At 63.2% G+C, this 24310-nt stretch carries 21 protein-coding genes; 14 read left to right on the forward strand and 7 right to left on the reverse strand.

All coding sequences use genetic code 11. The annotated features are described in order from the left end of the window. Positions 1-47: 47 nt before the first annotated feature. From HU766_RS21595 to HU766_RS21610, 4 genes are all read right to left on the reverse strand, one after another. Positions 48-1013: a sulfonate ABC transporter substrate-binding protein gene (locus HU766_RS21595; protein WP_186660455.1), complete on the reverse strand. Its 966-nt coding sequence runs from the start codon at positions 1011-1013 to the stop codon at positions 48-50. Positions 1014-1097: 84 nt separating this feature from the next. Beyond that, the gene (gene ssuE / locus HU766_RS21600) at positions 1098-1691 is read right to left on the reverse strand and encodes an NADPH-dependent FMN reductase (RefSeq protein WP_186660457.1); all 594 of its coding nucleotides are present in this window, start codon (positions 1689-1691) and stop codon (positions 1098-1100) included. Positions 1692-1911: 220 nt separating this feature from the next. Beyond that, a complete protein-coding gene (locus HU766_RS21605; protein ID WP_033703245.1) occupies positions 1912-2550 on the reverse strand; it encodes a peroxiredoxin in 639 nt (212 codons plus the stop codon). A gap of 567 nt (positions 2551-3117) precedes the next feature. Beyond that, positions 3118-4446, reverse strand: a complete 1329-nt coding sequence (locus tag HU766_RS21610) for an OprD family porin (protein WP_033703246.1) — start codon at positions 4444-4446, stop codon at positions 3118-3120. Positions 4447-4960: 514 nt separating this feature from the next. On the opposite strand from HU766_RS21610, the gene tauA reads away from it, so the two are divergent. From tauA to tauD, 4 genes are read left to right on the forward strand one after another with little or no spacing between them, the layout of a single operon-like run. Further along, the gene (tauA, locus tag HU766_RS21615) at positions 4961-5932 is read left to right on the forward strand and encodes a taurine ABC transporter substrate-binding protein (RefSeq protein WP_033703247.1); all 972 of its coding nucleotides are present in this window, start codon (positions 4961-4963) and stop codon (positions 5930-5932) included. A 13-nt stretch (positions 5933-5945) separates the two neighbouring features. Then, positions 5946-6734 (forward strand): taurine ABC transporter ATP-binding subunit, encoded by a 789-nt coding sequence (gene tauB, locus HU766_RS21620; protein WP_186660459.1) that lies wholly within the window; start codon positions 5946-5948, stop codon positions 6732-6734. Further along, the gene (tauC, locus tag HU766_RS21625) at positions 6731-7570 is read left to right on the forward strand and encodes a taurine ABC transporter permease TauC (RefSeq protein ID WP_033703249.1); all 840 of its coding nucleotides are present in this window, start codon (positions 6731-6733) and stop codon (positions 7568-7570) included. Before tauB ends, tauC begins: the two co-directional genes overlap by 4 nt. 43 nt (positions 7571-7613) lie before the next feature. Beyond that, positions 7614-8447, forward strand: a complete 834-nt coding sequence (gene tauD / locus HU766_RS21630; protein WP_033703251.1) for a taurine dioxygenase — start codon at positions 7614-7616, stop codon at positions 8445-8447. Between the two features lie 121 nt (positions 8448-8568). Here tauD and betT read toward each other — a convergent pair whose 3' ends face one another. Continuing rightward, positions 8569-10530, reverse strand: coding sequence for a choline transporter BetT (betT, locus tag HU766_RS21635; protein WP_167334472.1), 1962 nt, complete (start codon positions 10528-10530; stop codon positions 8569-8571). Positions 10531-10780: 250 nt separating this feature from the next. Next, entirely contained in the window at positions 10781-11713 is a 933-nt protein-coding gene (gene epsC / locus HU766_RS21640; protein WP_186660461.1) for a serine O-acetyltransferase EpsC, read from the reverse strand. Positions 11714-11984: 271 nt separating this feature from the next. Between epsC and tcyJ the strand changes: the two genes are divergently transcribed. From tcyJ to HU766_RS21685, 9 genes are all read left to right on the forward strand, one after another. Then, a complete protein-coding gene (gene tcyJ / locus HU766_RS21645; RefSeq protein WP_095064963.1) occupies positions 11985-12779 on the forward strand; it encodes a cystine ABC transporter substrate-binding protein in 795 nt (264 codons plus the stop codon). Beyond that, positions 12776-13444: a cystine ABC transporter permease gene (gene tcyL, locus HU766_RS21650; protein WP_033703258.1), complete on the forward strand. Its 669-nt coding sequence runs from the start codon at positions 12776-12778 to the stop codon at positions 13442-13444. Before tcyJ ends, tcyL begins: the two co-directional genes overlap by 4 nt. A gap of 2 nt (positions 13445-13446) precedes the next feature. Then, positions 13447-14205, forward strand: coding sequence for an L-cystine ABC transporter ATP-binding protein TcyN (gene tcyN, locus HU766_RS21655; protein ID WP_186660463.1), 759 nt, complete (start codon positions 13447-13449; stop codon positions 14203-14205). 266 nt (positions 14206-14471) lie between these two features. After that, on the forward strand, positions 14472-15713 hold the full coding sequence (locus tag HU766_RS21660; RefSeq protein WP_095064957.1) for an SfnB family sulfur acquisition oxidoreductase: 1242 nt from the start codon (positions 14472-14474) through the stop codon (positions 15711-15713). 137 nt (positions 15714-15850) lie between these two features. Continuing rightward, on the forward strand, positions 15851-17032 hold the full coding sequence (locus HU766_RS21665) for an SfnB family sulfur acquisition oxidoreductase (RefSeq protein WP_186660465.1): 1182 nt from the start codon (positions 15851-15853) through the stop codon (positions 17030-17032). Beyond that, positions 17032-18423 (forward strand): LLM class flavin-dependent oxidoreductase, encoded by a 1392-nt coding sequence (locus HU766_RS21670; RefSeq protein WP_186660469.1) that lies wholly within the window; start codon positions 17032-17034, stop codon positions 18421-18423. Before HU766_RS21665 ends, HU766_RS21670 begins: the two co-directional genes overlap by 1 nt. Continuing rightward, on the forward strand, positions 18416-19216 hold the full coding sequence (locus tag HU766_RS21675; protein ID WP_186660471.1) for a MetQ/NlpA family ABC transporter substrate-binding protein: 801 nt from the start codon (positions 18416-18418) through the stop codon (positions 19214-19216). Before HU766_RS21670 ends, HU766_RS21675 begins: the two co-directional genes overlap by 8 nt. A 1-nt stretch (position 19217) precedes the next feature. Then, a complete protein-coding gene (locus tag HU766_RS21680; protein WP_186660482.1) occupies positions 19218-20327 on the forward strand; it encodes an ATP-binding cassette domain-containing protein in 1110 nt (369 codons plus the stop codon). Further along, positions 20317-20961 carry a methionine ABC transporter permease gene (locus HU766_RS21685; RefSeq protein WP_033703266.1) on the forward strand — a complete coding sequence of 215 codons (645 nt, stop codon included), beginning with the start codon at positions 20317-20319 and terminating at the stop codon, positions 20959-20961. The genes HU766_RS21680 and HU766_RS21685 overlap by 11 nt, the downstream gene beginning before the upstream one ends. Positions 20962-21008: 47 nt before the next feature. Here HU766_RS21685 and dibA read toward each other — a convergent pair whose 3' ends face one another. After that, positions 21009-22904, reverse strand: a complete 1896-nt coding sequence (gene dibA, locus HU766_RS21690) for a phosphodiesterase DibA (RefSeq protein ID WP_186660492.1) — start codon at positions 22902-22904, stop codon at positions 21009-21011. Positions 22905-23051: 147 nt separating this feature from the next. Between dibA and desA the strand changes: the two genes are divergently transcribed. Beyond that, a complete protein-coding gene (desA, locus tag HU766_RS21695; protein ID WP_186660494.1) occupies positions 23052-24236 on the forward strand; it encodes a delta-9 fatty acid desaturase DesA in 1185 nt (394 codons plus the stop codon). The last annotated feature ends 74 nt before the right edge of the window (positions 24237-24310 follow it).

Consider the following 24310-nt stretch of genomic DNA (forward strand, 5'->3'; position numbering starts at 1 on the left):
TCAAGGGTGGCTCAAGCCGGAGCGGCGCCCCGGCGCAGGCAAATCAATCAAGGCGCACTGGCGACCTTGGCCGGGGGTGTCCAGATCACGTCCTTGATGCTCAGCGGCTTGGGAATAAGCTTGAGTGCCTGGAATGTGTCGGCGATCTTCTGTTGTGCGGCCACCACCTCAGGGGTGAGCGGCGCGGCGCCGTAGCCTTGGCGCTTGACCGAGGTCAGGGTGATGTCGGCAGGCAGCCCCAGCAGCGATGCGACCTGGTCGGTGACCTCCTGCGGGTTGGCCTGGGACCACTCGCCCACAGCGCGCACTTGCTCGATCAAGGTGCTGATCACAGCCGGGTGCCGAGTGGCGTAGTCACGGGTGGCGAGGTAGAACTGATGGTTGTCGACCAGGCCCTTGCCGTCACGCAGGGTGCGTGCCTGCAGCTGCTGCTCGGCGGCAGCCTGGTAAGGGTCCCAGATTACCCAGGCATCGACGCTGCCGCGCTCGAACGCAGCACGGGCATCGGCTGGAGGCAGGTAAACCGGTTGGATGTCGCTGTACTTGAGGCCAGCGTCTTCCAGCGCACGCACCAGCAGGTAGTGAACGTTCGAGCCATTGTTAAGCGCGACCTTCTTGCCTTTGAGTTCTTTCACCGACTGGATCGGCGAACCCTTGGCTACCAGGATCGCTTCGCTGTGCGGCGCAGGCGGCTCGTAGGCGACATAGAGCAGGTCGGCACCGGCGGCCTGGGCGAACACGGGCGGTGTTTCGCCGGTGACGCCGAAGTCGATGGAGCCGACGTTCAGCCCTTCGAGCAGCTGCGGGCCACCGGGGAATTCGGTCCATTGCACGTGCACGCCCTGTTCGGCCAGGCGCTTCTCCAGCGTGCCCTTGGCCTTGAGCAGCACCAGTGTGCCGTATTTCTGGTAACCGATGCGCAGGCTCTCGGCCTGGGCTTGGGTGATGGCGCCGAAGGACACAGCCGCCGCAAACAGGGCGACCAGACCACGACGCAAGAAGACTGTGCGCATGGCGCTCTCCTGTGCGAATAGGGTTCGGGTTGCACCTGCTGGCCTCGTTGACGGGCGAGTAAGGTGGTACAGCAGTAAGGCGGGTCAGATGCTCCAGCGGGCGCTGATCAGCCGCTCATTCAATACACCGGGCGCTACCGGCCGCGGCCGACGAGCCAGGGCAACGTGGAACGTTTCCAGCGAGTCATGCAGACGTTCTTGCAGGGCGCTCGCCAGCTGGGCTGGCTTGCTGCCTTCTGCGTAGGCGACCTGGCTGTCGTCGGCGAAGATCCCTTGCAGGGTCTCTTGCGCCTTGAGTGCCGAAAGCACCGGTTTCAACGCGTAATCCACCGCCAGCATGTGGGCGATGCTGCCGCCGGTGGCAATTGGCAACACGATCTTGTGCTCCAAGGCGCGTTCGGGCAGCAGGTCGAGCAACGTCTTCAGCGCACCGGCAAACGAGGCCTTGTACACCGGGGTGGCGACGATCAGGCCATCGGCTTGAGCCACCAGTTGCTGAAAGTGCTGCACCTGCGGGCTGTCGAAGCGTGCATGCAGCAGGTCTTCGGCGGGGAAGTCACGGACCTGGAACGTCACCACTTCAACGCCGCGGTCCTGCAGCCACTGGCGCGAGCGCTCGAGCAGCACGCCAGAGCGTGAACGGGTACCAGGGCTACCACCGATTGAGACGACCAGCATTGCAGCGCTTCCTTGTGTTCTGTTGGAGTGACATTAACAGCCTGCTTATATATCTAGAAATCATATTTTTTCATTTGTTTATTCCTTATTGTTATTTATATGGTTTGCGGTTTTGAGGCTGCTCTGCGGCCCCAAGCTGCGCAAATCCCAGGCAAAAAAAAGGGCCGTCGAAACGGCCCGAAAAACCCTGCATGGCTAAGAGCAATACAACGAGGATCCTTTAACGATTAGGCTGCGGCGTCAGGCGCAGGTAGGGCTTTACCGCTCGATACCCTTTGGGGAAGCGCTGCTTGATCTCTTCCTCATCTTTGAGCGAAGGCACGATCACCACTTCGTCACCGTCCTGCCAGTTACCTGGCGTGGCGACCTTGTAGTTGTCGGTCAGCTGCAGCGAATCGATCACCCGCAAGATTTCGTTGAAGTTGCGCCCGGTACTGGCCGGGTAGGTAATGGTCAGGCGCACCTTCTTGTTCGGGTCGATGACGAACAGCGAGCGCACGGTCAGGGTGTCGTTCGCATTCGGGTGAATCAAATCGTACAGGTCGGAAACCTTGCGGTCGGCGTCGGCGATGATCGGGAAGTTGACCACAGTGTTCTGGGTCTCGTTGATGTCATCGATCCACTTGTGGTGCGAGTCGACCGGGTCCACCGACAGCGCGATGGCCTTGACCCCACGCTTGGCGAAGTCGTCCTTGAGCTTGGCGGTCAGGCCCAGTTCGGTGGTGCACACCGGGGTGAAGTCGGCCGGGTGAGAGAACAGCACACCCCAACTGTTGCCGAGCCACTCATGAAAACGGATCTTGCCTTCACTGGAATCCTGTTCGAAATCGGGGGCGATATCGCCGAGTTTGAGGCTCATGGGGTGCGGCTCCTGTGCTGTGTTCTGGCCTGGTGAAGTTCAATGTGCCTGCATTCGGTTAAAAACAAAAAGAATAAATACTGATTTATTCATAACCTAATAGCATACGAAATCGCAGAATCGAGTAGGAGGCGGGTTCACACCCGCCGTCCTCTCACACCACCGTGCGTACGGTTCCGTACACGGCGGTTCAGGTTATGCGGCTAAGCCGGTTGATCGTATCCAGTATCGAGACCAGTCCGAGTCGATCCCATATTTACGTCACAGCGTTCCGTGCAAGTATTGGGCTTTGACGATTATGGCCGCCTTACCCCGCTGCGCCGCCTCTATCCGCTTCCTGTTCGTCAGGCCAGCATTTTGCCTCGGGCTTCCTTCAGATTCGCAGTCACCCGCGACACCCTTGCCTCTGGCTAACACTTCCCCTTGCCGGGTGTGTAGAGGACTTTCACCTCCAAGCCACCAGCGTGGCCACCACAGCCAAGCTGGTTGCGCTAGCGCGCAACGCGCCATGCCTGGCGCACCACAAAAAAGCCTCGCACTAGGCGAGGCTCCTTGTTCAGCTACGGCTTACAGGAAGTTGTAAGTGTAGTTGAAGATCAGACGGGTCTGATCCTGGTCAGCCAGGGAGCTGGTGCCAGTACCGCGGTAGACACCGTGACGCAGGCTGGCGCCCAGGCCCTTGAAGGTGCCTTCCTGGATGACGTAGTCGACGCGGGCGTCACGTTCCCATTCACTGAAGGTACCGTTGCCGTTGGCGTTCTTGCCGTCTTCACCTTTCAGGTAGGAGACCGAGGCTTTCAGGCCTGGCACGCCCAGACGCGCGAAGTCATACGAGTACTGACCGAAGGTGGTGTTTTCACCGGCCTTGGCGAACTGGTTGATCATGCTGTCGGTGAACAGGTAGAAGCTCGAACCACCGGCGCCTTCGTTGCGGCCATTGCCGTCAACCACGTTGCCTTGGTTCAGCCAGACGAAGCCACCGTCGTCATTGACGCGCTGGTGGCCCAGCATCAATGCATGGCCACCCAGGGTGTAGGTGAACATGGCGGTCCAGGTCTTGTTGTCGACCTCGCCAGCGTTCTTGGCATAACCGCCGTTGTTGCTGAAGCGGTAGCCGGCTTCACCGTTCTTGCCGTCGCTGCTGCTGTCGAAGTAGCGCAGGTCGGTCTTGAACGACTGGTCGTCAGCGATCTTGAACACGTGGGTCGCGCCCAGGAAGTGCTGCTTGTAGAAGTCTTCCAGGTTCGAGTAGTAGTACTGCAGGGTCAGGTCTGGAGTGAGCTTGTAGTCCAGGCCGCCGTAGCGGAACTTGTTGCTGTCCTGGGTAGCGCCCGCCACGGACAGGCCGGTACGGTTGCTCGAAGCACGGCCCATGGCGTGGGTCAGCTGACCGGCATTGACGGTCAGGTTGTCGATTTCCTTCGACTGGATGGTGCCACCCTCGAAGGTCTGCGGCAGCAGACGACCATCGTTGGCAACCAGGATCGGCAGGTTCGGCGCCAGGGCGCTACCGTAGTGAACCTCGGTCTTGGAGAAGCGAGCCTTGGCGTTACCGCCCACGCGCGCCCACTGGCTCACAGCAGAGCCGTCGGTATCGCTGGGGAAGAAGCTGCTGTTGTCAGGGTGCTTGCCGCGGCCGCCATCCAGGTGAATCCCCCACAGGGCCTGGACATCGACGCCGAAACCAACGGTGCCTTCGGTGAAACCGGACAGGTAGTCGAGCTTGAAGCCCTGACCAGACTCGCGGTTGTCAGCACCGCCGTCACGGTTGTCGTTGTTGAAGTACATGGTGCGCGAGCTGAGCGACAGTTTGCTGTCTTCAACGAAACCGGCAGCGCCTGCTTGTTGGGCGAGAACCCCCAGTGCCACGGCCAGAGCCAGGCTGGACTTGTACATGTTTTGCTCCTCTACGTTCTAATTCTTGTGTATCTCTGGCGGCGGGATCTGCTGCCCTGCTCACCGTGGATTGGCGATTTAGTCCCAAAGCGTGACCATAAAGTCAATCGTTTCTAAACGTTTCGCGACTTTGGTCTAAGGCCACCTGCGCTACAGGATAATGACAATCCTATAAATCCAAAATGACCGTTTTATGAATTTGTAAGATTATTCCGGAATATATTAGGAACCTTTACTACCCTTTGTTGTAGACAGGCGCATCAATCATAACTCTCAGTTATTTGCAAACGTTTGCTCATAACCTAATTCCAGCCGGGTCTAAGGGGCAAAGAGCCTAGCAGTCCTCTCGGTTTTCGCCATTGAGACAGGTCACCGGCGATTCCCTGCTCTTGCCGCTCCTGCCTTACAGCAATTGGCTCCTAAGCTAATTCTAAAAAGTTATTTATTTTCTATTTTTTAGATCATTTAGTCTTCTCGCCATCCATCACATCGATTGCCTGACGAGAGGTTCACCATGATCCCGCACGCTCCGCTGCGCCTGTTCGCCGCCCTGACTCTCGCCAGCACCAGCTGGTTGGCCCAGGCTGCTGACCTGACCGTGGCTTACCAGACCACAGTCGACCCGGCCAAAGTGGCCCAGGTTGATGGCGACTACGAAAAAGCCAGCAAGGCCAGCATCGACTGGCGCAAATTCGACAACGGCGCCGATGTGATCACCGCCGTGGCCAGCGGTGACGTGCAAATTGGCTACCTCGGCTCCAGCCCCCTGGCCGCCGCCGCCACCCGCAAGCTGCCGGTCGAAACCTTCCTGATCGCCACCCAGATTGGTGCTGGCGAAGCGCTGGTGGCGCGCGACACCATCAAGACGCCACAAGACCTGATCGGCAAGAAAGTCGCCGTGCCCTTCGTCTCCACCGGCCACTACAGCCTGTTGGCGGCGCTCAAGGCGTGGAACATCGACCCCACCAAGGTGCAGATCCTCAACCTCGCACCACCGGCCATCATTGCGGCCTGGAAGCGCGGTGACATCGACGCCACCTACGTCTGGGACCCGGCCCTGGGCGTGGCCAAGGAAAACGGCAAAGTGCTGATCACCTCGGGTGAACTGGCCGCAAAAGGCGCACCTACCTTCGACGCCTGGATCGTGCGCAAGGACTTCGCCGACAAGCACCCCGACGTGGTCAAGGCCTTCGCCAAGGTCACCCTCGACGCCTACGCCGACTACCGCAAAGACCCGCAAGCCTGGCTGGCCGACAAAGACAACGTGGCCAAGCTGGTCAAGCTGTCCGGCGCCAAGGCCAGCGATATCCCGGTACTGCTGGAAGGCAACGTCTACCCCTTGGCCGCAGACCAGGCCAACGCCCTGGGTGCGCCAACCACCAAAGCACTGACCGACACGGCTAACTTCCTCAAGCAGCAAGGCAAGGTCGACGCCGTGCTGCCGGACTACTCGCCGTACGTCAGCGCCAAGTTCCTGCCTAATTGACCCGGAGCCAGCCATGGCCTTGCTTGAACTGGAGCGCATCAGCGCACAGTACCCCGGCGCCAGCACCCCGGTGCTGGCCGACATCAACCTGAGCCTGGGGCCACGCCAACTGCTGGTGGCCTTGGGGCCGTCCGGCAGCGGCAAGACTTCGCTGCTCAACCTGATCGCCGGCTTCGTGGCCCCCAGCGGCGGGCGCATCAGCCTGGACGGCGTGCCGGTCAAAGGCCCAGGCGCCGAACGCGGCGTGGTGTTCCAGGACGACGCCTTGCTGCCCTGGCAGAACGTGCTGGGCAACGTCGCCTTCGGCCTTGAGCTGGCCGGCGTGCCGCGCGCGCAACGTGAAACCAAGGCCCGCGAGATGCTGGCCCTGGTCGACCTGGAAGGGTTCGCCGAGCGGCGCATCTGGCAATTGTCCGGTGGCCAGAAGCAGCGTGTGGGCCTTGCCCGCGCGCTGGCGGCCGACCCACGGGTACTGCTGATGGACGAACCGTTCGGCGCACTCGACGCGTTCACCCGCGAGCAGATGCAAGAGCTGCTGCTGCAGGTCTGGCAGCGCACCGCCAAGCCGGTGTTCCTGATTACTCACGACATCGAAGAAGCCGTATTCCTCGCCAGCGAGCTGGTGTTGCTGGCCCCCAACCCCGGCCGTGTGGTCGAGCGCCTGCAACTGGACTTCGGCCAGCGCTATGCCGCTGGCGAGTCGGCCCGGGCGATCAAGTCCGACCCACGCTTCATCGAAACCCGCGAGCATGTGCTGGCGCGGGTCTTCTCCCAACGCCAAAGCCTGCAGGAGCGCGCATGAGCAGCCTGGACCTGCCGGTCAACGGCAAGCACGATAGCCACACCCGGCCTGCCGAAAAGACACGCCGCCCGCTTTCCACCCGCTGGATCAGCACCCTGACCCTGGCCAGCCTGCTGCTGGTCTGGTGGCTGGTGACGGCAGCTGGCTGGATCGAGCCGCTGTTCCTGCCCTCGCCCGGCGACATCTTGGCCAGGGCCTGGACCCTGCTGACCCAAGGCTACATGGATGCCAGCCTGTGGCAGCACCTGGGCGCCAGCCTGGGCCGCATCGGCCTGGCCCTGGTGGCCGCGACCCTGACCGCCATTCCGGTCGGTATCGCCATCGGTTACAACCGCGTGGCGCGGGGCATTCTCGACCCGCTGATCGAGTTCTACCGCCCTATCCCGCCGCTGGCCTATCTGCCGCTCATCGTCATCTGGTGCGGCATTGGCGAGCTGTCGAAAGTGCTGCTGATCTACCTGGCGATCTTCGCCCCGATTGCCATCGCCACCGCTACCGGCGTGCGCACTGTCGACCCGACCAAGCTGCGCGCTGCGCAGTCGCTGGGCGCCAGCAAGGCGCAGTTGATCCGTCACGTGATCCTGCCCAGCGCATTGCCCGACATCCTCACCGGCATCCGTATCGGCCTGGGCGTGGGCTGGTCGACCCTGGTGGCCGCAGAACTGATCGCCGCCACCAGCGGCCTGGGCTTCATGGTGCAGTCGGCGGCGCAGTTCCTGGTCACCGACGTGGTGGTGCTGGGCATCCTGCTGATCGCCCTGATCGCCTTTGCCCTGGAGATGAGCTTGCGCGCCCTGCAACGCAAACTGGTGCCCTGGCACGGGCAAAGCCACTGACCACGCCGGCATTTCGGCGCCCACAGAACAGATCGAGACCGACATGAGCCTGACCATCACCCCTCTCAGCCCGGCGCTCGGCGCGCAGATCAGCGGCGTGGACATCAGCCGCGCTATCACCGCCGAGCAGCGCGATGCCATCGAACAGGCGTTGCTCAAGCATCAGGTGCTGTTTTTCCGCGAGCAACCGCTCAACCCGGAGCAGCAGGCCAGCTTCGCTGCCCGCTTTGGTGACCTGCACATCCACCCGATCTACCCCAACGTGCCCGAAACCCCGCAGGTGCTGGTACTCGACACGGCGGTCACCGACGTGCGCGACAATGCGGTATGGCACACCGACGTGACCTTTCTGCCGACCCCGGCCCTGGGCGCGGTACTCAGCGCCAAGCAGCTGCCGGCGTATGGCGGCGACACCCTGTGGGCCAGTGGTATTGCCGCGCTGGAAGCCTTGTCGGCGCCGTTGCGCGCGATGCTCGACGGGCTCACCGCTACCCACGACTTCACCAAGTCATTCCCGCTCGAACGGTTTGGCACAACGCCCGAAGACCTGGCGCGCTGGGAGGCGACACGGCGCAACAACCCGCCGCTGTCGCACCCGGTGATACGCACCCACCCGGTGAGCGGGCGCAAGGCGCTGTTCGTCAACGAGGGGTTCACCACGCGCATCAACGCGTTGAACGAGTATGAAAGCGAAGCGTTGCTCAAGCTGCTGTTCGCCCATGCGACACGGCCGGAGTTCAGCATTCGCTGGCGTTGGCAGGAAAATGATGTGGCGTTCTGGGACAACCGCGTGACCCAGCATTTTGCGGTGGATGATTACCGGCCTGAGCGGCGGGTGATGCACCGGGCGACGATCCTGGGGGATGCGCCGTTCTGAAAATTGATGGGGCCTGCACCGGCCTCTTCGCGGGGCAAGTCGGATCGCCGCACCGCCGCTCCCACAAGTACCCCGCTGCTCTCAGGCATTGTGCGGAATCTGTGGGAGCGGCCGTTAGGGTCTAGCGGACCAGGTGCAGGTACTGCATGTGCCGCTCGTACTGGTCGAGGATGTCGTTGATGATCTGCTCCTTGCTGTAGCCCACCAGGTCGTAGTTCTGGCTGCCTTCGCTCAGGTGCACCTCCGCCCGGTAATAGCGGCGGTTTTTCAACTCCTGCGTACCCAGCCCACCCAATGCAAACGACGGCGTGAAATAGCCACGCATCTGCACCTGGTAGATGAACGGTTGCTCTTCACCATGGCCGATCTTCAGGCTGACGTTGTCATGGCTGGGGTCGTCCTGGGTAATCAGCACCAGGCCCTTCTGCTCGAACACTTCACGCACATCGGCAATCGCCGGGCGCACCACGTCGTCCATGAAGCGGTACACCTCATCACGCGACGGAAAGTGCACCGCCTGGCTCAGGCGCTGGCGCCAGCCACCACGCCCGCGGCGTGACTGGGCGAACGGGGCCAGCGAATGCATCTGCGCGATCTGCCGCTGGGACTCCAGGTAGAACGCCTTGTGCAGCCCCCACATCATGCACAGCAAGATCAGCGAGAACGGCAGCGAGGTCAGCACCACCGCCGACTTCAGCGAATCGATGCTGCCGGCAAACAGCAGCGCGCTGGTGATCAGCGCGGTCATCGCACCCCAGAAGATCCGCAACCAGTTAGGCCCGTCTTCATCCGGGTCACCGCCCTTGGCCGACAAGGTCGACAACACCACGGTGCCCGAGTCGGCCGAAGTGACGAAGAACACGAAACTGATGAACACCGTCGTCGCGATCACCGCCTTGCTCCAGGGATACGTTTCCAGCAGCAGGTACAGGCTCATCGACGGGTTATCCAGGGCAGACTGGCCAAGCGCGGTCATGCCGTGGTTGATGACCTGGTCCAGGGCGCTGTTGCCGAAGATCGACATCCACGCCAGGGTGAAGCCCAGGGGGATCAGCAACACGCCGAAGACGAATTCGCGGATGGTACGGCCACGCGAGATGCGCGCAATGAACAAGCCCACGAAGGGCGCCCAGGCAATCCACCAGGCCCAGTAGAACACCGTCCAGCCGCCCAGCCAGTCGCGGTTTTCACCGTAGGCATAGACGTCGAAGCTCTTGCGTGGCAAGGCGCCGAGGTAATCACCCAGGTTCTGGATCAGCGTATTGAACAGGTGCTGGGTGGGGCCGGCGAACAGCACGAACAGCAGCAGGGCGCAGGCCAGGAACAGGTTGATGTCGCTCATCACCCGCACGCCCTTCTCCACCCCGGCGACCGCCACGGCCACCGCCGCCCCCATCATCAAGGTGATCAGGGCCACCTGCACCCACTGGCTGTGGCTGATACCGAACAGGTAGTCGAGGCCGGCGTTCAGGTGCAACACGCCAAAGCCCATGTCGGCGCCCAGGCCAAACACCGTGGCAATGATGCCGAAGCCGTCCACCGCGTAGCCGATCGGCCCGTTGATACGTTTGCCGATCAGCGGGTACAGCGCCGAGCGCAGGGCCAGTGGCAGGTTATGCCGGTAGGCGAAGTAGGCCAGTGCCATGCCGACGAAGGCAAACACACCCCAGCCGTGCAGGCCCCAGTGCAGGAACAGGATCTGCATCGCCTGGCGCCCGGCCTCTGCCGTGCCCGCTTCGCCCTGGGGCGGCTGCAGCATGTGGGTCAGGGGTTCGGACACGCAGAAGAAGAACAGCGTGATGCTGATGCCGGCGGCAAACAGCATGCCGGCCCAGGACAGGTAGCTGAACTCGGGTTCGTCGTGGTCGGCACCGAGTTTGATCTTGCCGTAGCCGGACAAGGCGGTGACCACCACGAAGACCAGGTACAGCGTCATCGCCAGCATGTAGTACCAGCCGACCGTGTTGGCCGCCCAGTTCTGCGCCGCCAGCAACCAGTCGCCGGCAGCTTGCGGGTTGATGATGACCACCAGGCCGAAGAGAAGGATGAAGCTTGCCGCGAAATAGAACACCGGGGGGTTCATGCGGATCTTGCCATTGGCAAGGGATGGGTTCGGTGCACTCATCGGGCATGCACCTCGTCGAGTGACGAAAGGTTCGGAATGAACGGGTTCAGCAAAGGAATCCTCCTGTTGAACACCGGCAGCGGACCAGCGTTTGTCATTGAACAAGCGTTCAAGTTAAACATGGATCGGGATTTGATGCGAACCGCGGTGCTGATCGGCACATGGCAGGCCCGGCCCTTTCGCGGGGCCAGGCTGCAAATAGCTTAGGTCAGTTCTTGTCCTGGCAATCGAGCTGCAGGTTCGCCTGGGTAATGTTGCTCTCGGCCGGCACGCTGCGGGTCAGCCACACGTTACCGCCAATGGTCGAGCCCTTGCCGATGGTAATGCGCCCCAGGATCGTCGCCCCCGCATAGATCACCACATCGTCCTCGACGATGGGGTGGCGCGGCAGGCCTTTGTGCAGCGTCCCCGACTCATCGCTGGGGAAGCGCTTGGCGCCCAGGGTCACGGCCTGGTAGATACGCACACGCTCGCCGATGATGGCCGTCTCGCCAATCACCACCCCGGTGCCATGGTCGATGAAGAAGCTCGGCCCGATCTGCGCCCCGGGGTGGATGTCGATACCGGTTGCCGAATGCGCCAGCTCCGAACTGATACGGGCCAGCAGCGGCAGGCCCGCCTGGTACAGATGGTGCGCCAAACGGTGATGGATGATCGCCAGAATGCCGGGGTAGCACAGCAGCACTTCGTCAACACTGCGCGCCGCCGGGTCGCCGTGGTAGGCGGCCAGCACGTCGGTGTCGAGCAGCACGCGCAAGTTGGGCAACGCCGCGGCAAAGGCCTGGATCAGGCGCAGGGCCTGGGCATCGACGGCTGCCAGGTCGCCCTGGCTGTGCCGGGCGGCGTAGCGCAGCTCCAGGCGGGCCTGGGCCAGTAACGCGGTCAAGGCGGCGTCCAGGGTGTGGCCTACGTAGAAATCCTCGCTCTCTTCACGCAGGTCGACCGGCCCCAGCCGCATGGGGAACAGCGCCCCGCACAACTGTTCGAGGACTTGCCGCATGGCCTCGCGAGAAGGCAGTTCGCGCCCACCCTGCTCGCCAATGCTGCGGCCATTGCGGCTGCGCCACTGCTCGCGGGCGCTGCGCAAACCACTGACGATGCTGTGCAGCTGCCAATGGGCGGATGTTGGTTGTTCGCTCACGGTGTTCTCCTGCCTGGGGCCAATCTGTCGTTATGCAATCCACTCTACGGCAAATCCATCCCTTGGAAAAAACAACGCTTTATTCCATCCTGCGCTAAGTAGGGCATAAGCCGCGATGACGGCGCCAGCATCCTGGCCTAACCTCAAAGCTGACCTACCTCGACAGAAAAACAAAAAAGGAATAATAAGATAATTTTTTATTATTTCCTGGCCTAAGCGGCCAACTCTATAGTCGCCACCCACCACTTCCACAACAAGCGCGGGGCCTGACATGTCGAAATTCGCCAAACCGCTACTCAACGCCAGCCTGGCCATCCTGCTGGGTGCCGGCCTGCTCAGCCAGGCGTTCGCCGGCGAGCAATTGAAGACCATCCAGGAAAAGGGCGTGATCAACGTCGGTCTGGAAGGCACCTACCCGCCCTTCAGCTTCCAGGACGAAAACGGCAAGCTGAGCGGCTTCGAAGTCGAGCTTTCCGAGCTGCTGGCCAAGGAGCTGGGGGTCAAGGCCAAGGTTCAACCGACCAAATGGGATGGCATCCTCGCGGCACTGGAGTCCAAGCGGCTGGATGTGGTGATCAACCAGGTGACCATTTCCGAAGAGCGCAAGAAGAAGTACGACTTCTCCGAGCCCTACACCGTCTCTGGCATTCAGGCGCTGATCCTGAAGAAGAAGGCCGAACAGCTGAACATCAAGACCGCGCAGGACCTGGCAGGCAAGAAGGTCGGCGTGGGCCTGGGCACCAACTACGAACAATGGGTGAAGCAGGACGTGCCGAAAGCGGACGTGCGCACCTACGAGGATGACCCGAGCAAGTTCGCCGACCTGCGCAACGGCCGCATCGACGCCATCCTGATCGACCGCCTGGCCGCGTTGGAATACGCGCAAAAAGCCAAGGACACGGAACTGGCCGGTGACGCCTTCTCGCGTCTGGAAAGCGGCGTGGCCCTGCGCAAGGGCGAGCCTGAACTGCTGGCGGCCATCAACAAGGCCATCGACAAGCTCAAAGCCGACGGCACGTTGGCCAAGCTGTCGGAAAAATACTTCGGTGCCGATGTCACCAAATGATCGCTGAAAGCCTGCAACTCGTTGTCGATTCCACGCCCTTCCTGCTGAAGGGCGCGGGTTATACGGTGCTGCTCAGTGTCGGCGGCATGTTCTTCGGCCTGGTGCTGGGCTTTGCCCTGGCCCTGATGCGGCTGTCGAAGATCTTGCCGCTGGACTGGCTGGCACGCATCTACGTGTCGTTCTTCCGGGGCACGCCGCTGCTGGTGCAGCTGTTCGTGATCTACTTCGGCATGCCGCAGATCGGTATCGAACTCGACCCGATCCCGGCCTCGCTGATCGGCCTGTCGCTGAACATGGCCGCCTATATCTGCGAAATCCTGCGGGCGGCGATTTCCTCGATCGACCGTGGCCAGTGGGAGGCCGCCGCCAGCATTGGCATGACCCGCACCCAGGCCATGCGCCGGGCAATCTTGCCGCAGGCTTTGCGCACAGCCTTGCCGCCGCTGGGCAACAGCTTCATCTCGCTGGTCAAGGACACCGCCCTGGCGGCGACCATTCAGGTGCCCGAGCTGTTCCGCCAGGCCCAGCTGATTACTGCGCGCACCTTCGAAGTCTTCACCATGTACCTGGCTGTGGCCGTTATCTACTGGATACTTTGCAGTATCCTCGCGCACTTCCAGAACCGCATGGAAGCGCGGGTCAACCAACATGACCAGGAGCACTGAGCATGATCGTAGTCAAGGGCCTGTCCAAGCAGTTCAAGGGCCAGACCGTGCTCAACGGCATCGACCTTACCGTGCAGCCGGGCGAAGTGGTCGCCATCATCGGCCCCAGCGGCTCTGGCAAGACCACCTTCCTGCGCTGCCTGAACCTGCTGGAAACCCCCGACGCGGGGCAGATCCAGATCGGCGCCATCAGCATCGATGCCAATCGCCCGCTGGGCGGTCAGCAAAGTGCGATCCGCCGGTTGCGCCAGCAGGCCGGGTTCGTGTTCCAGAACTTCAACCTGTTCCCGCACCGCACTGCCCTGGAGAACGTGATCGAGGGGCCGGTGATCGTCAAGAAAACGCCCCGCGACCAAGCCGTGGCGCTGGGGCGCAAGCTGTTGGCCAAGGTCGGCCTGGCGGGCAAGGAAGACGCCTACCCCCGGCGCCTGTCCGGTGGCCAGCAGCAGCGGGTAGCCATTGCCCGTGCCCTGGCCATGGAGCCTGAGGTGATCCTGTTCGACGAACCCACCTCGGCGCTCGACCCCGAGCTGGTCGGTGAAGTGCTCGCCACCATCCGCGGCCTCGCCGAAGAGAAGCGCACCATGATCATCGTCACCCACGAGATGAGCTTTGCGCGGGATGTGGCGAACCGGGTGATCTTCTTCGACAAGGGGGTGATCGTCGAGCAGGGCGAGGCCAAGGCGTTGTTTGCCGCGCCCAAGGAAGAACGTACTCGGCAGTTCTTGCGCAAGTTTCTCGGTACTGCGGCTTCCGAGTAAGCCTGCACCGACCTCTTCGCGGGTTTGCCCGCGATAGGGGCCGGCACACCCTGTGTACCTCTCAACTTCTATATATATTCCAAAAGGTTAGTTCATAATCTTTTAATAAGCCATTAGGGTATATACACCGGACCACCGGACCAGCAAACGTCTGTCGCCATCAGCTGAAGCGACACAACTACTTTTGTGAGGTTAGGAATGGTCAGGATCACAATCACCCCAGTGCGTATCGCCAGGGCATTGAGTGCAGCCAAGGAGCGGTACTGATGTCCAGCCAGCCAAATACCCTTTTCCACAGCGACCTCGACAGCTCGCCCCTGCTGCTGCCAGCCAAGGTGCTGCGCAACGACGCCGAAGCCCTGCAAGCTGCTCGCGAGCTGGCCGATGTGGCCCGTGAGCAGGCCGCGCGCCGCGACCAGCAACGCAAGCTGCCGTGGGCAGAGATCGAGCAGTTCACCCGCAGCGGCCTGGGCAGCATCAGCGTACCCAAGGCCCACGGCGGCCCTGATGTCTCGTTCGAAACCGTCGCCGAAGTATTCCGCCTGATCAGTGCCGCCGACCCGGCCCTGGGGCAGATCCCGCAGAATCAGTTCGGCATGCTGCAGTTGCTGCGCCTGACGGCCACCGAGGCACAGCAGGCGGTGATCTTCCGCAGCGTGCTGGACGGCTGGCGCATCGGCAACGCCGGCCCCGAGCGCGGCACCAAAGACACCCTGACCCTGAAGGCGAAGATCACCCTCACGGGCGACGGCTATCGCATCAGTGGCGAAAAGTTCTACTCCACTGGTGCCCTGTTCGCCCACTGGGTGGCGGTCAAGGCGCTGGATGACGAGGGCCGCCAGCGCCTGGCCTTCGTCCGCCGTGGCAGCCCGGGCCTGCGCATCGTCGATGACTGGTCCGGTTTCGGCCAACGCACCACTGCCAGCGGCACCGTGCTGCTCGACCAGGTGCCGGTGGACGCGGAACTGGTGATCGACAACTGGCGCCAGCGTGACATCCCCAATATCCAGGGGGCAGCCTCGCAGTTGATCCAGGCCGCCATCGACGCCGGCATCGCCGAAGCAGCCATCGAAGAGGCCATCCGCTTTGTGCGGGAGAAGTCGCGGCCGTGGATCGAGGCCAAGGTCGAGCGCGCCAGCGACGACCCGTATGTGATTGCCGATATCGGCCGCCTCAAGCTTGAGCTGCACGCTGCCGAGGCGCTGCTGCGCAAGGCGGCGCGGGTACTCGATGAGGTCAATGCAGCGCCAGTGGACGCAACCGCTGCGGCCCGCGCTTCGATCGCCGTGGCCGAGGCCAAGGTGTTGACCACCGAAATCAGCCTGCAGGCCAGCGAGAAGCTGTTCGAGCTGGCCGGCAGCCGCGCCACCCTTGCCGAGTTCAACCTCGACCGCCACTGGCGCAATGCCCGGGTGCACACCCTGCATGACCCGGTGCGCTGGAAGTACCACGCGGTGGGGGCCTACCACCTCAACGGCACCCTGCCTGCTCGGCATTCCTGGATCTGATTTTTTGGCCCTGGGGGCTGCTGTGCAGCCCTTTCGCGACGCAAGGCCGCTCCTACAGACAGCCCCCGATCCCTGTAGGAGCGGCCTTGCGTCGCGAAAGGGCCGCGAAGCGGCCCCAAAGGCCCCGGAGAAACACCATGACCACAAACATCATCACCCACGACACCCAAGCCCTGGCCATCGCCGAAGACATCGCCCAGCAACTGCGCCGCGACAGCGCCCTGCGCGACCGCGAGCGCCGCCTGCCCCTCGCCGAGCTCGACCTGTTCACCCGCTCTGGCCTGTGGGCCATCAGCGTACCCAAGGTCTTCGGCGGCGCCGGTGTCTCCAACGTTACCCTGGCCAAGGTCATCGCCCGCATTGCCCAGGCCGACGCCTCGCTCGGGCAAATACCGCAAAACCATTTCTACGCCCTGGAAGTGCTGCGCGTAAACGGCAGCCCCGAGCAGCAACAGCGCCTGTACGCCGAAGTGCTGGCGGGCCGGCGCTTCGGCAATGCCTTGGCCGAGCTGGGCACGAAAACCGCCAACGACCGCACCACCCGCCTGACCCGAGATGGCGACGGCTTTCGTATCAATGGCCGCAAGTTCTACGCCACCGGCGCCCTTTACGCCCAGCGCATCCCCACCTCGGTGATCGACGAAGACGGCGTGCAGCAACTGGCCTTCGTCCCCGCCGACAGCCAGGGCCTGCAGGTGATCGACGACTGGAGCGGTTTTGGCCAGCGCACCACCGGCAGTGGCTCGGTGGTATTCGACAACGTGTGGGTGCGCACCGAAGACGTCGTGCCGTTCCAGAGCGCCTTCGAACGCCCGACCCCGGTCGGCCCACTGGCACAGATCCTCCACGCTGCCATCGACACCGGCATCGCCCGCGCCGCCTACGAGGATGCCCTGCACTTCGTGCGCACCCGCAGCCGCCCCTGGGTCGACTCGGGCCTGGACAAGGCCAGCGAAGACCCACTGACCCTGAAAAGCTTCGGCCAGCTCGCAATCCGCCTGCACGCCACCGAAGCCCTGCTGGAACGCGCGGGCGAATACCTCGACCGCGCCCAGCAGGACAGCAGCGCCGACAACGTCGCCGCCGCCTCCATCGCCGTGGCCGAAGCACGCGCCATCAGCACCGAAATCTCCCTCGCCGCCGGTACCACGCTGTTCGAACTGGCCGGCAGCCAGGCCACCCTGGCCGAGCACAACCTCGACCGCCACTGGCGCAACGCCCGGGTGCACACCCTGCACGACCCGGTGCGCTGGAAGTACCACGCCATCGGCAACTACTACCTCAACAACGAAAACCCGCCGCGCCGGGGGACCATCTGATGGCCAAGCAGATGCTGCTCAATGCCTTCAACATGAACTGCATCGGGCATATCAACCATGGCCTGTGGACCCACCCGCGGGACACCTCGACCCAGTACAAGACCCTCGCGTACTGGACCGACCTGGCCCGCCTGCTGGAACGGGGGCTGTTTGACGGGCTGTTCATCGCCGACATCGTCGGCACCTACGATATTTATGGCCAGTCGCTGGAGGTGACCCTCAAGGAGTCGATCCAGCTGCCGGTCAACGACCCCTTGCTGCTGGTTTCGGCCATGGCCGCAGTCACCCGCCACCTGGGCTTCGGCCTTACCGCCAACCTCACGTACGAAGCGCCCTACCTGTTCGCCCGCCGCCTCTCCACCCTCGACCACCTGAGTAATGGCCGGGTCGGCTGGAACATCGTCACCGGCTACCTCGACAGCGCTGCCCGCGCCGTGGGACTGGCGCAGCAACCCGAGCACGACCGCCGCTACGACCAGGCCGACGAATACCTGCAGGTGCTGTACAAACTGCTCGAAGGTAGCTGGGCCGACGATGCCGTGGTCGCCGACCGCGAGCAGCGCATCTACGCCCAGCCCGACAAGGTGCGCAAGGTCAGCCACCACGGCGAGTTCTACAACGTCGAGGGCTACCACCTGAGCGAGCCGTCACCGCAGCGCACACCGGTGCTGTTCCAGGCGGGCAGCTCCACGCGTGGCCTGGCGTTCGCCGGCAACCATGCCGAATGCGTGTTCATCAGCGGCCAGGACAAAACCGCCACCCGCGCCCAGGTCGACAAGGTACGCGCCGCCGCCCAGGCAGCCGGCCGCGACCCGCAGGCCATCAAGGTGTTCATGGGCATCACGGTGATCGTCGCCGCCACCGAGCAACAGGCCCAGGCCAAGCATGCCGAGTACCTGCGTCATGCCAGCCCAGAGGCTGGCGTTGCGCACTTCGCCGCCTCCACCGGCATCGATTTTGCGGCCTTTGGGCTGGACGAGCCGATCGGTTTCAGCAAGGGCAACGCCATTCAGTCGGCCACCCGCCAGCTGCAGGAAAACGCCTGGACCCGCCGCCGTCTGCTTGAGCAACACGCCCTGGGCGGCCGCTACGTGACCTTGGTCGGCACACCCGAGCAGGTCGCCGATGCGTTGATCGCCTGGCTCGACGAAACCGGGCTGGACGGCTTCAACCTGACCCGCACCGTCACCCCGGAAAGCTTTGAAGACTTCATCGACCTGGTCATCCCGCAACTGCAACAGCGTGGCCGTTACAAGACCGCCTACGCCGAAGGCACCCTGCGCGCGAAGCTGTTCGACACCGACCACCCGCACCTGCCCGCCAGCCACCCCGGCTCGGCCTACCGCTTCACCCCAACCCCTGCCCCGACTGGAGCCTTGCACCATGCTTGAGAAACTGTTCCGGCCCGTCGCGGCCATGGCCTTCACCCTCGGCCTGTACGCCAGCGCGATCGCCGCCGAGCCCTTGAAGATCGGCACCACCTCAGCCTTCGCCATCCCACTGGAAGCCGCCGTGGAAGAGGCTCACAAGCAGGGCCTGGAGGTGAAGCTGATCGAGTTCAGCGACTGGATCGCACCCAATGTCAGCCTCAACAGCGGCGACATCGACGTGAACTACTTCCAGCACATCCCGTTCCTGGAAAACGCCAAGGCCGCCGCAGGCTTCAACCTGGTGCCTTACGCGCCGGGCATCATCAACAACGTCGGCTTGTACGCCAAGCGATACAAAAGCTTCGCCGAGCTTCCCGAAGGCGCCAGCGTGGCCATCGCCAACGACCCGATCAACAGCGGCCGTGGCCTGCAGCTGCTGGCCAAGGCCGGGCTGATCACGCTCAAGCCGGGGGTCGGCTACAAGGCTACCGAGGACGACATCGTCGCCAACCCCAAGAAACTGAAGATTCTGCAGGTCGAGGCGGTGCAACTGGTGCGCGCCTATGACGACGCCGACCTGGTCCAGGGCTACCCGGCCTACATCCGCCTGGCCAACACCTTCGACGCCACCTCGGCGCTGCTGTTCGACGGCCTGGAAAACAAGGAGTACGTGATCCAGTTCGTCATCCGTCCGCAAAACAAGGACGACCCCCGCCTGGCCAAGTTCGTCGACATCTACCAGCACTCGCCCGCCGTGCGCGCGGCGTTGAACAAAGCCCACGGCAACCTCTACCAGGCCGGTTGGGAGGGCTGACATGAGCCAGGCCAGCGCACTCAGGGCGCCGACACCACAACCATTGCCGCCAACGGCCAAGGAACAGGCCCTGCGCCCCGACGTCAATGAAGCCCATGTGCGCTTCATCGGCCTGGGCAAGACCTACCCTGGCCAGGCGCAGCCCGCCTTGCACGGCATCGACCTGAACATTCGCCGGGGTGAGATCTTCGGCATCATCGGCCGCAGCGGCGCCGGCAAGTCATCGCTGCTGCGTACCATCAACCGCCTGGAGCAGCCCAGCCAAGGCCGCGTGCTGATCGACCAGGTGGACATCGCGCCATTGGACGAGGACCGCCTGGTCACGCTGCGCCGTCGCATCGGCATGATCTTTCAGCACTTCAACCTGATGTCGGCCAAGACCGTGTGGCAGAACGTCGAGCTGCCGCTGAAGGTGGCCGGGGTGCCCAAGGCCGAACGCCAACGCAAGGTCCGCGAACTGCTGGAGCTGGTTGGCCTGCAGGAAAAGCACCAGGTCTACCCGGCGCAGCTTTCCGGCGGGCAGAAACAGCGGGTCGGTATTGCCCGGGCACTGGTGCACGACCCCGAGATCCTCTTGTGCGACGAGGCCACATCGGCACTGGACCCCGAAACCACGGCCTCGATCCTGGAGCTGCTGCGCGACATCAACCAGCGCCTGGGCCTGACCATCGTACTGATCACCCATGAGATGGCGGTGATCCGCGATATCTGCCACCGCGTGGTAGTACTGGAGCGTGGCGAAGTGGTCGAACAGGGCGAGGTCTGGCGGGTATTCGGGGCGCCACGTCACGAGGTGACCCGCACCTTGCTCGCGCCGTTGCAGGCCAAGCTGCCGGCTAGCTTGCAGGCCAGCCTCAAAGCCAGCCCGGTGAGCCGCGACAGCGCCGTGGTACTCAAGCTGACCCTGCTCGGCGAGCCGGAGCTATCGGCCCTGTTCAACGACCTGGGCGGGCGTGTACGCCTGCTGCAAGGGGGTGTTGAAACCATCGGTGAGCATGCGCTCGGGCAGTTGATCCTGTCGGTGCAGCACTCGCCACACGAAACCCACCAGTTGCTGGCGCGCGCCCGCCGTTGGGCCGAAGACGTGGAGGTATTGGGCCATGTGGTTTGATCGCCTGCTTGAAGGCTTGCTCGATACCCTGCTGATGGTCGGCGTGTCTTCGCTGATCGCCCTGTTGGTCGGGGTACCGATGGCGGTGCTGCTGGTCACCAGCGACAAAGGCGGGATATTCGAGGCGCGCCTGCTTAACCGGGTGTTGGGCGCGTTCGTCAACCTGTTCCGCTCGATCCCGTTTCTGATCCTGATGGTCGCGCTGATACCCTTCACCCGCCTGCTGGTCGGTACTACCTACGGCGTGTGGGCGGCCGTGGTACCGCTGACCATCGCCGCCACACCCTTCTTTGCACGCATTGCCGAAGTGAGCTTGCGCGAAGTCGACCATGGCTTGGTCGAAGCCGCGCAAGCCATGGGCTGCCGGCGCTGGCACATCGTCTGGCATGTGCTGTTGCCCGAAGCGCTGCCGGGCATCGTCGGCGGGTTCACCATCACCCTGGTGACTTTGATCAACTCGTCGGCCATGGCCGGGGCGATTGGCGCCGGTGGGCTGGGGGATATTGCCTATCGCTATGGGTACCAGCGCTTTGACAGCCAGATCATGCTGACCGTGATTGCCATGCTGGTCGCGCTGGTGGCGGTGATTCAGCTGGGTGGGGATCGGTTGGCGAAGGGGTTGAACAAGCGGTGAGCCATTTGGGGGCCGCTGTGCGGCCCCAAGATCATACGGGCACCACCTCACTCCCAATCCAAATCCCCAGCCGGCACCGGCCGCCCAAACCAGTACCCCTGCCCCAACTGACACTGTTCCTGCAGCAAAAAGCTGGCCTGTTCCTGCTGCTCGATGCCCTCGGCATGCACCTGCATGCCCATGCTGCGGGCCAGGGCGATGATCACCCGCACAATCGCAATGTCATCGTCGTCATGCGGCAACCCGGCGACAAAACCCTGGTCGATCTTCAACTTCTGCACCGGCAAGCGCTTGAGCCGCAGCAGCGACGAATAGCCTGTACCGAAATCGTCGATAGCCAAGGTGACCCCCAGCTCACGCAAGCGATGCAGTTGCTCCAGCGCCACTTCCGGGTCTTCCATCACTGCGCTTTCGGTCACTTCCAGTTCGAGCAACGCCGGGTCAAGGCCGGTTTCGTGCAACACCTCGGCCACCTGCCGATACAGCGCGTGCTGGCCAAACAGGCGGCTTGAGATATTCACCGCCACAAAGGCCATTTGCCGGCCTTCACGCTGCCACTGCACCATCTGCCGACACGCCTGGCGCAGCACCCAGGCGTCGATCTCGGCAATCAGCCCGGTGCGCTCGGCGATCGGGATGAATTCGCTCGGGGGCACCAGGCCGCGTTGCGGATGCTGCCAGCGTACCAGCGTCTCGACCCCAACCCGCTTCGCCGTGGCCAGGTCGTGCACCGGCTGGAAGTACGCCCGCAGTTCGTCCTGCTCCAGCGCCCGGCGCAGCTCCCCGGCGGTTTCCACCCGGTGCTGGGCGTGCGCGGTCAGCTCCTCGGTGTACAGCGCATAGCAGGCGCGCCCGCTGCTCTTGGCCTTGAACAACGCCGAGTCGGCGTTACGCAGCAGCTGCTCGGCGCTCAAGGCATCGCTGGGGAACAGGCCGATGCCCACGCTGACACTGATGAACAGGCGATGCCCATCAAACACGAACGGCTCGCGCATACGCTCGATGATGCGCTGCGCCAGCTTGCCGGCCTGGCCGACCTGCTGGCAGTTCTCGGCCAGCACACCGAACTCGTCGCCGCCCAGGCGCGCCAGGGTCACACCGCTGCCCACCACCTCACCCAGGCGCTCGCCCACCAGCTTGAGCAACTGGTCGCCAATGGTGTGGCCAAGCCCGTCGTTGATGCTCTGGAAATGGTCCAGGTCGAGCAGCAGCAAGCCGCAACCGCGCTTGTTGGCTTGCGCCGTGACCAGTGCCTGTTCGACGCGGTCGGTGAACAGCAAGCGGTTGGGCAGGCCGGTCAGCGGGTCGTGATGCGCCAGGTAGGCCAGCTCTTGCTCGGTATGCTTGATCGCGCTGATGTCGCTGAACACCGCCACGTAATGGCTCAGCTCGCCGGCGTCATCGTGTATGGCACGGATGGTTTGCCATTGCGGGTAGATCTCGCCACTTTTGCGGCGGTTCCAGATCTCGCCGCTCCACTCGCCCTTCTCGGCCAGGGTGGCGAAGATCTGCTGATAGAACGCCACGCCATGGCGGCCCGACTTGAACTTGTTCGGGCGCTGGCCAACGACCTCGTCCTGCTGGTAGCCGGTGATGCGCATGAAGGCGCGATTGACGTGCACGATCAAGCCTTGGCGGTCGGTCACCAGTACGCCTTCGAGGGTACTGTCGAACACCGCCGCCGCCATGCGCAGCCGCTCGCGGTCCTCGCCGCGCAGACGCACGCCGATGCCGATGAAATTCAGCAGCCGCGCGCGCGAAACGAAGATCAGCACCGCGCTGAACATCACCCAGATAACCACATTGATCTGCTGCCCCACGGTCAGCGCCAGCGGGTCGTCAGTCATCCCCTGCAGCAGCACTTGGGCCAGCACCAGCCAGAGGATCGACAGCACCACGTAGAGCGCTGCCATGCGCAAGGCGTCGCGAACGGAAACAGACATGTCGGGGGGAGTGGCCCTTGAACGAAGATCAGGCATTATAAAGGTTGAAACATGTCGTGACGTCCTATCTGAATGGGTGACTGGTTTTATTTCCCTGCCAAGGGATAATCATGCCCTTCCCCTGTGTTCTCGAGGGTTTTAACACCTATGTGGTACAACGGCCTGCTCGACTTGTCGGCCTGGCAACTGGTCGGCATCACACTGCTGATGACCCATGTGACCATCGTCAGCGTCACGGTTTACCTGCATCGCTACTCCGCGCACCGGGCCTTGGAGCTCAATGGCGCGCTCAAGCACTTCTTCCGCTTCTGGCTGTGGCTGACCACGGCGCAGAACACCCGCGATTGGACCGCCGTCCACCGCAAGCACCACGCCAAGTGCGAAACCCCGGACGACCCGCACAGCCCGGTACACAAGGGCTTGAGCACGGTCCTGCGCAAAGGCGCCGAACTCTACCGCGAAGAGGCGCGCAACCCCGAAACCTTGCGCATCTACGGCAAGAACTGCCCGGACGACTGGATCGAGCGCAACCTCTACTCGCGCTACAAGCTGGGCGGCATTGCCCTGCTGGCAGTGATCGACCTGCTGCTGTTCGGCACCCTCGGCATCACCGTCTGGGCGGTGCAGATGATGTGGATTCCGTTCTGGGCTGCCGGTGTGGTCAACGGCCTTGGCCATGCGGTGGGCTACCGCAATTTCGAATGCCGTGACGCTGCCACCAACCTGGTGCCGTGGGGCATCGTCATCGGTGGCGAAGAGCTGCACAACAACCACCACACCTACCCCAACTCGGCCAAGCTCTCGGTCAAGCGCTGGGAGTTCGACATGGGCTGGGCCTGGATCCGCCTGTTCTGCATGTTGCGCCTGGCCAAGGTGCAGCGCGTGGCACCGATCGCCCACCGGGTAGAAGGCAAGGCCAACCTGGACATGGACACCGCCATGGCCATCCTCAACAACCGCTTCCAGATCATGGCCCAGTACCGCAAGCTGGTGATCGGCCCGCTGGTCCAGCAGGAACTGGCCAAGGTCGATGCGTCGGTACGCCACCGCTTCCGCCGCGCCAAGCGCCTGCTGTCGCGCGAGACTAGCCTGCTGGAAGACCGCCACCACGTACGCATCGAGTCGCTGCTCGCACACAGCCAGGCGCTCAAGGTCATCTACGAAAAGCGCCTGGCCTTGCAGCAAATCTGGGCGCGCACCAGCGCAAATGGCCACGACATGCTCGCCGCCATGAAGGACTGGGTGCACGAGGCCGAAGCCAGCGGTATTCACGCCCTGCACGACTTCGCCGCACAGCTCAAGACCTACTCCCTGCGCCCGACTGGCGCCTGAAGGCCGTTGATCGGCACGCTCTTCAGGCAGGGCGTGCCGCTCGGAACTTCCCCCTCTGGTTTCGACTCCAACCC

The sequence above is a fragment of the Pseudomonas sp. SWRI77 genome, assembly GCF_014269105.1.
GTDB classification, from domain to species: domain Bacteria; phylum Pseudomonadota; class Gammaproteobacteria; order Pseudomonadales; family Pseudomonadaceae; genus Aquipseudomonas; species Aquipseudomonas capeferrum.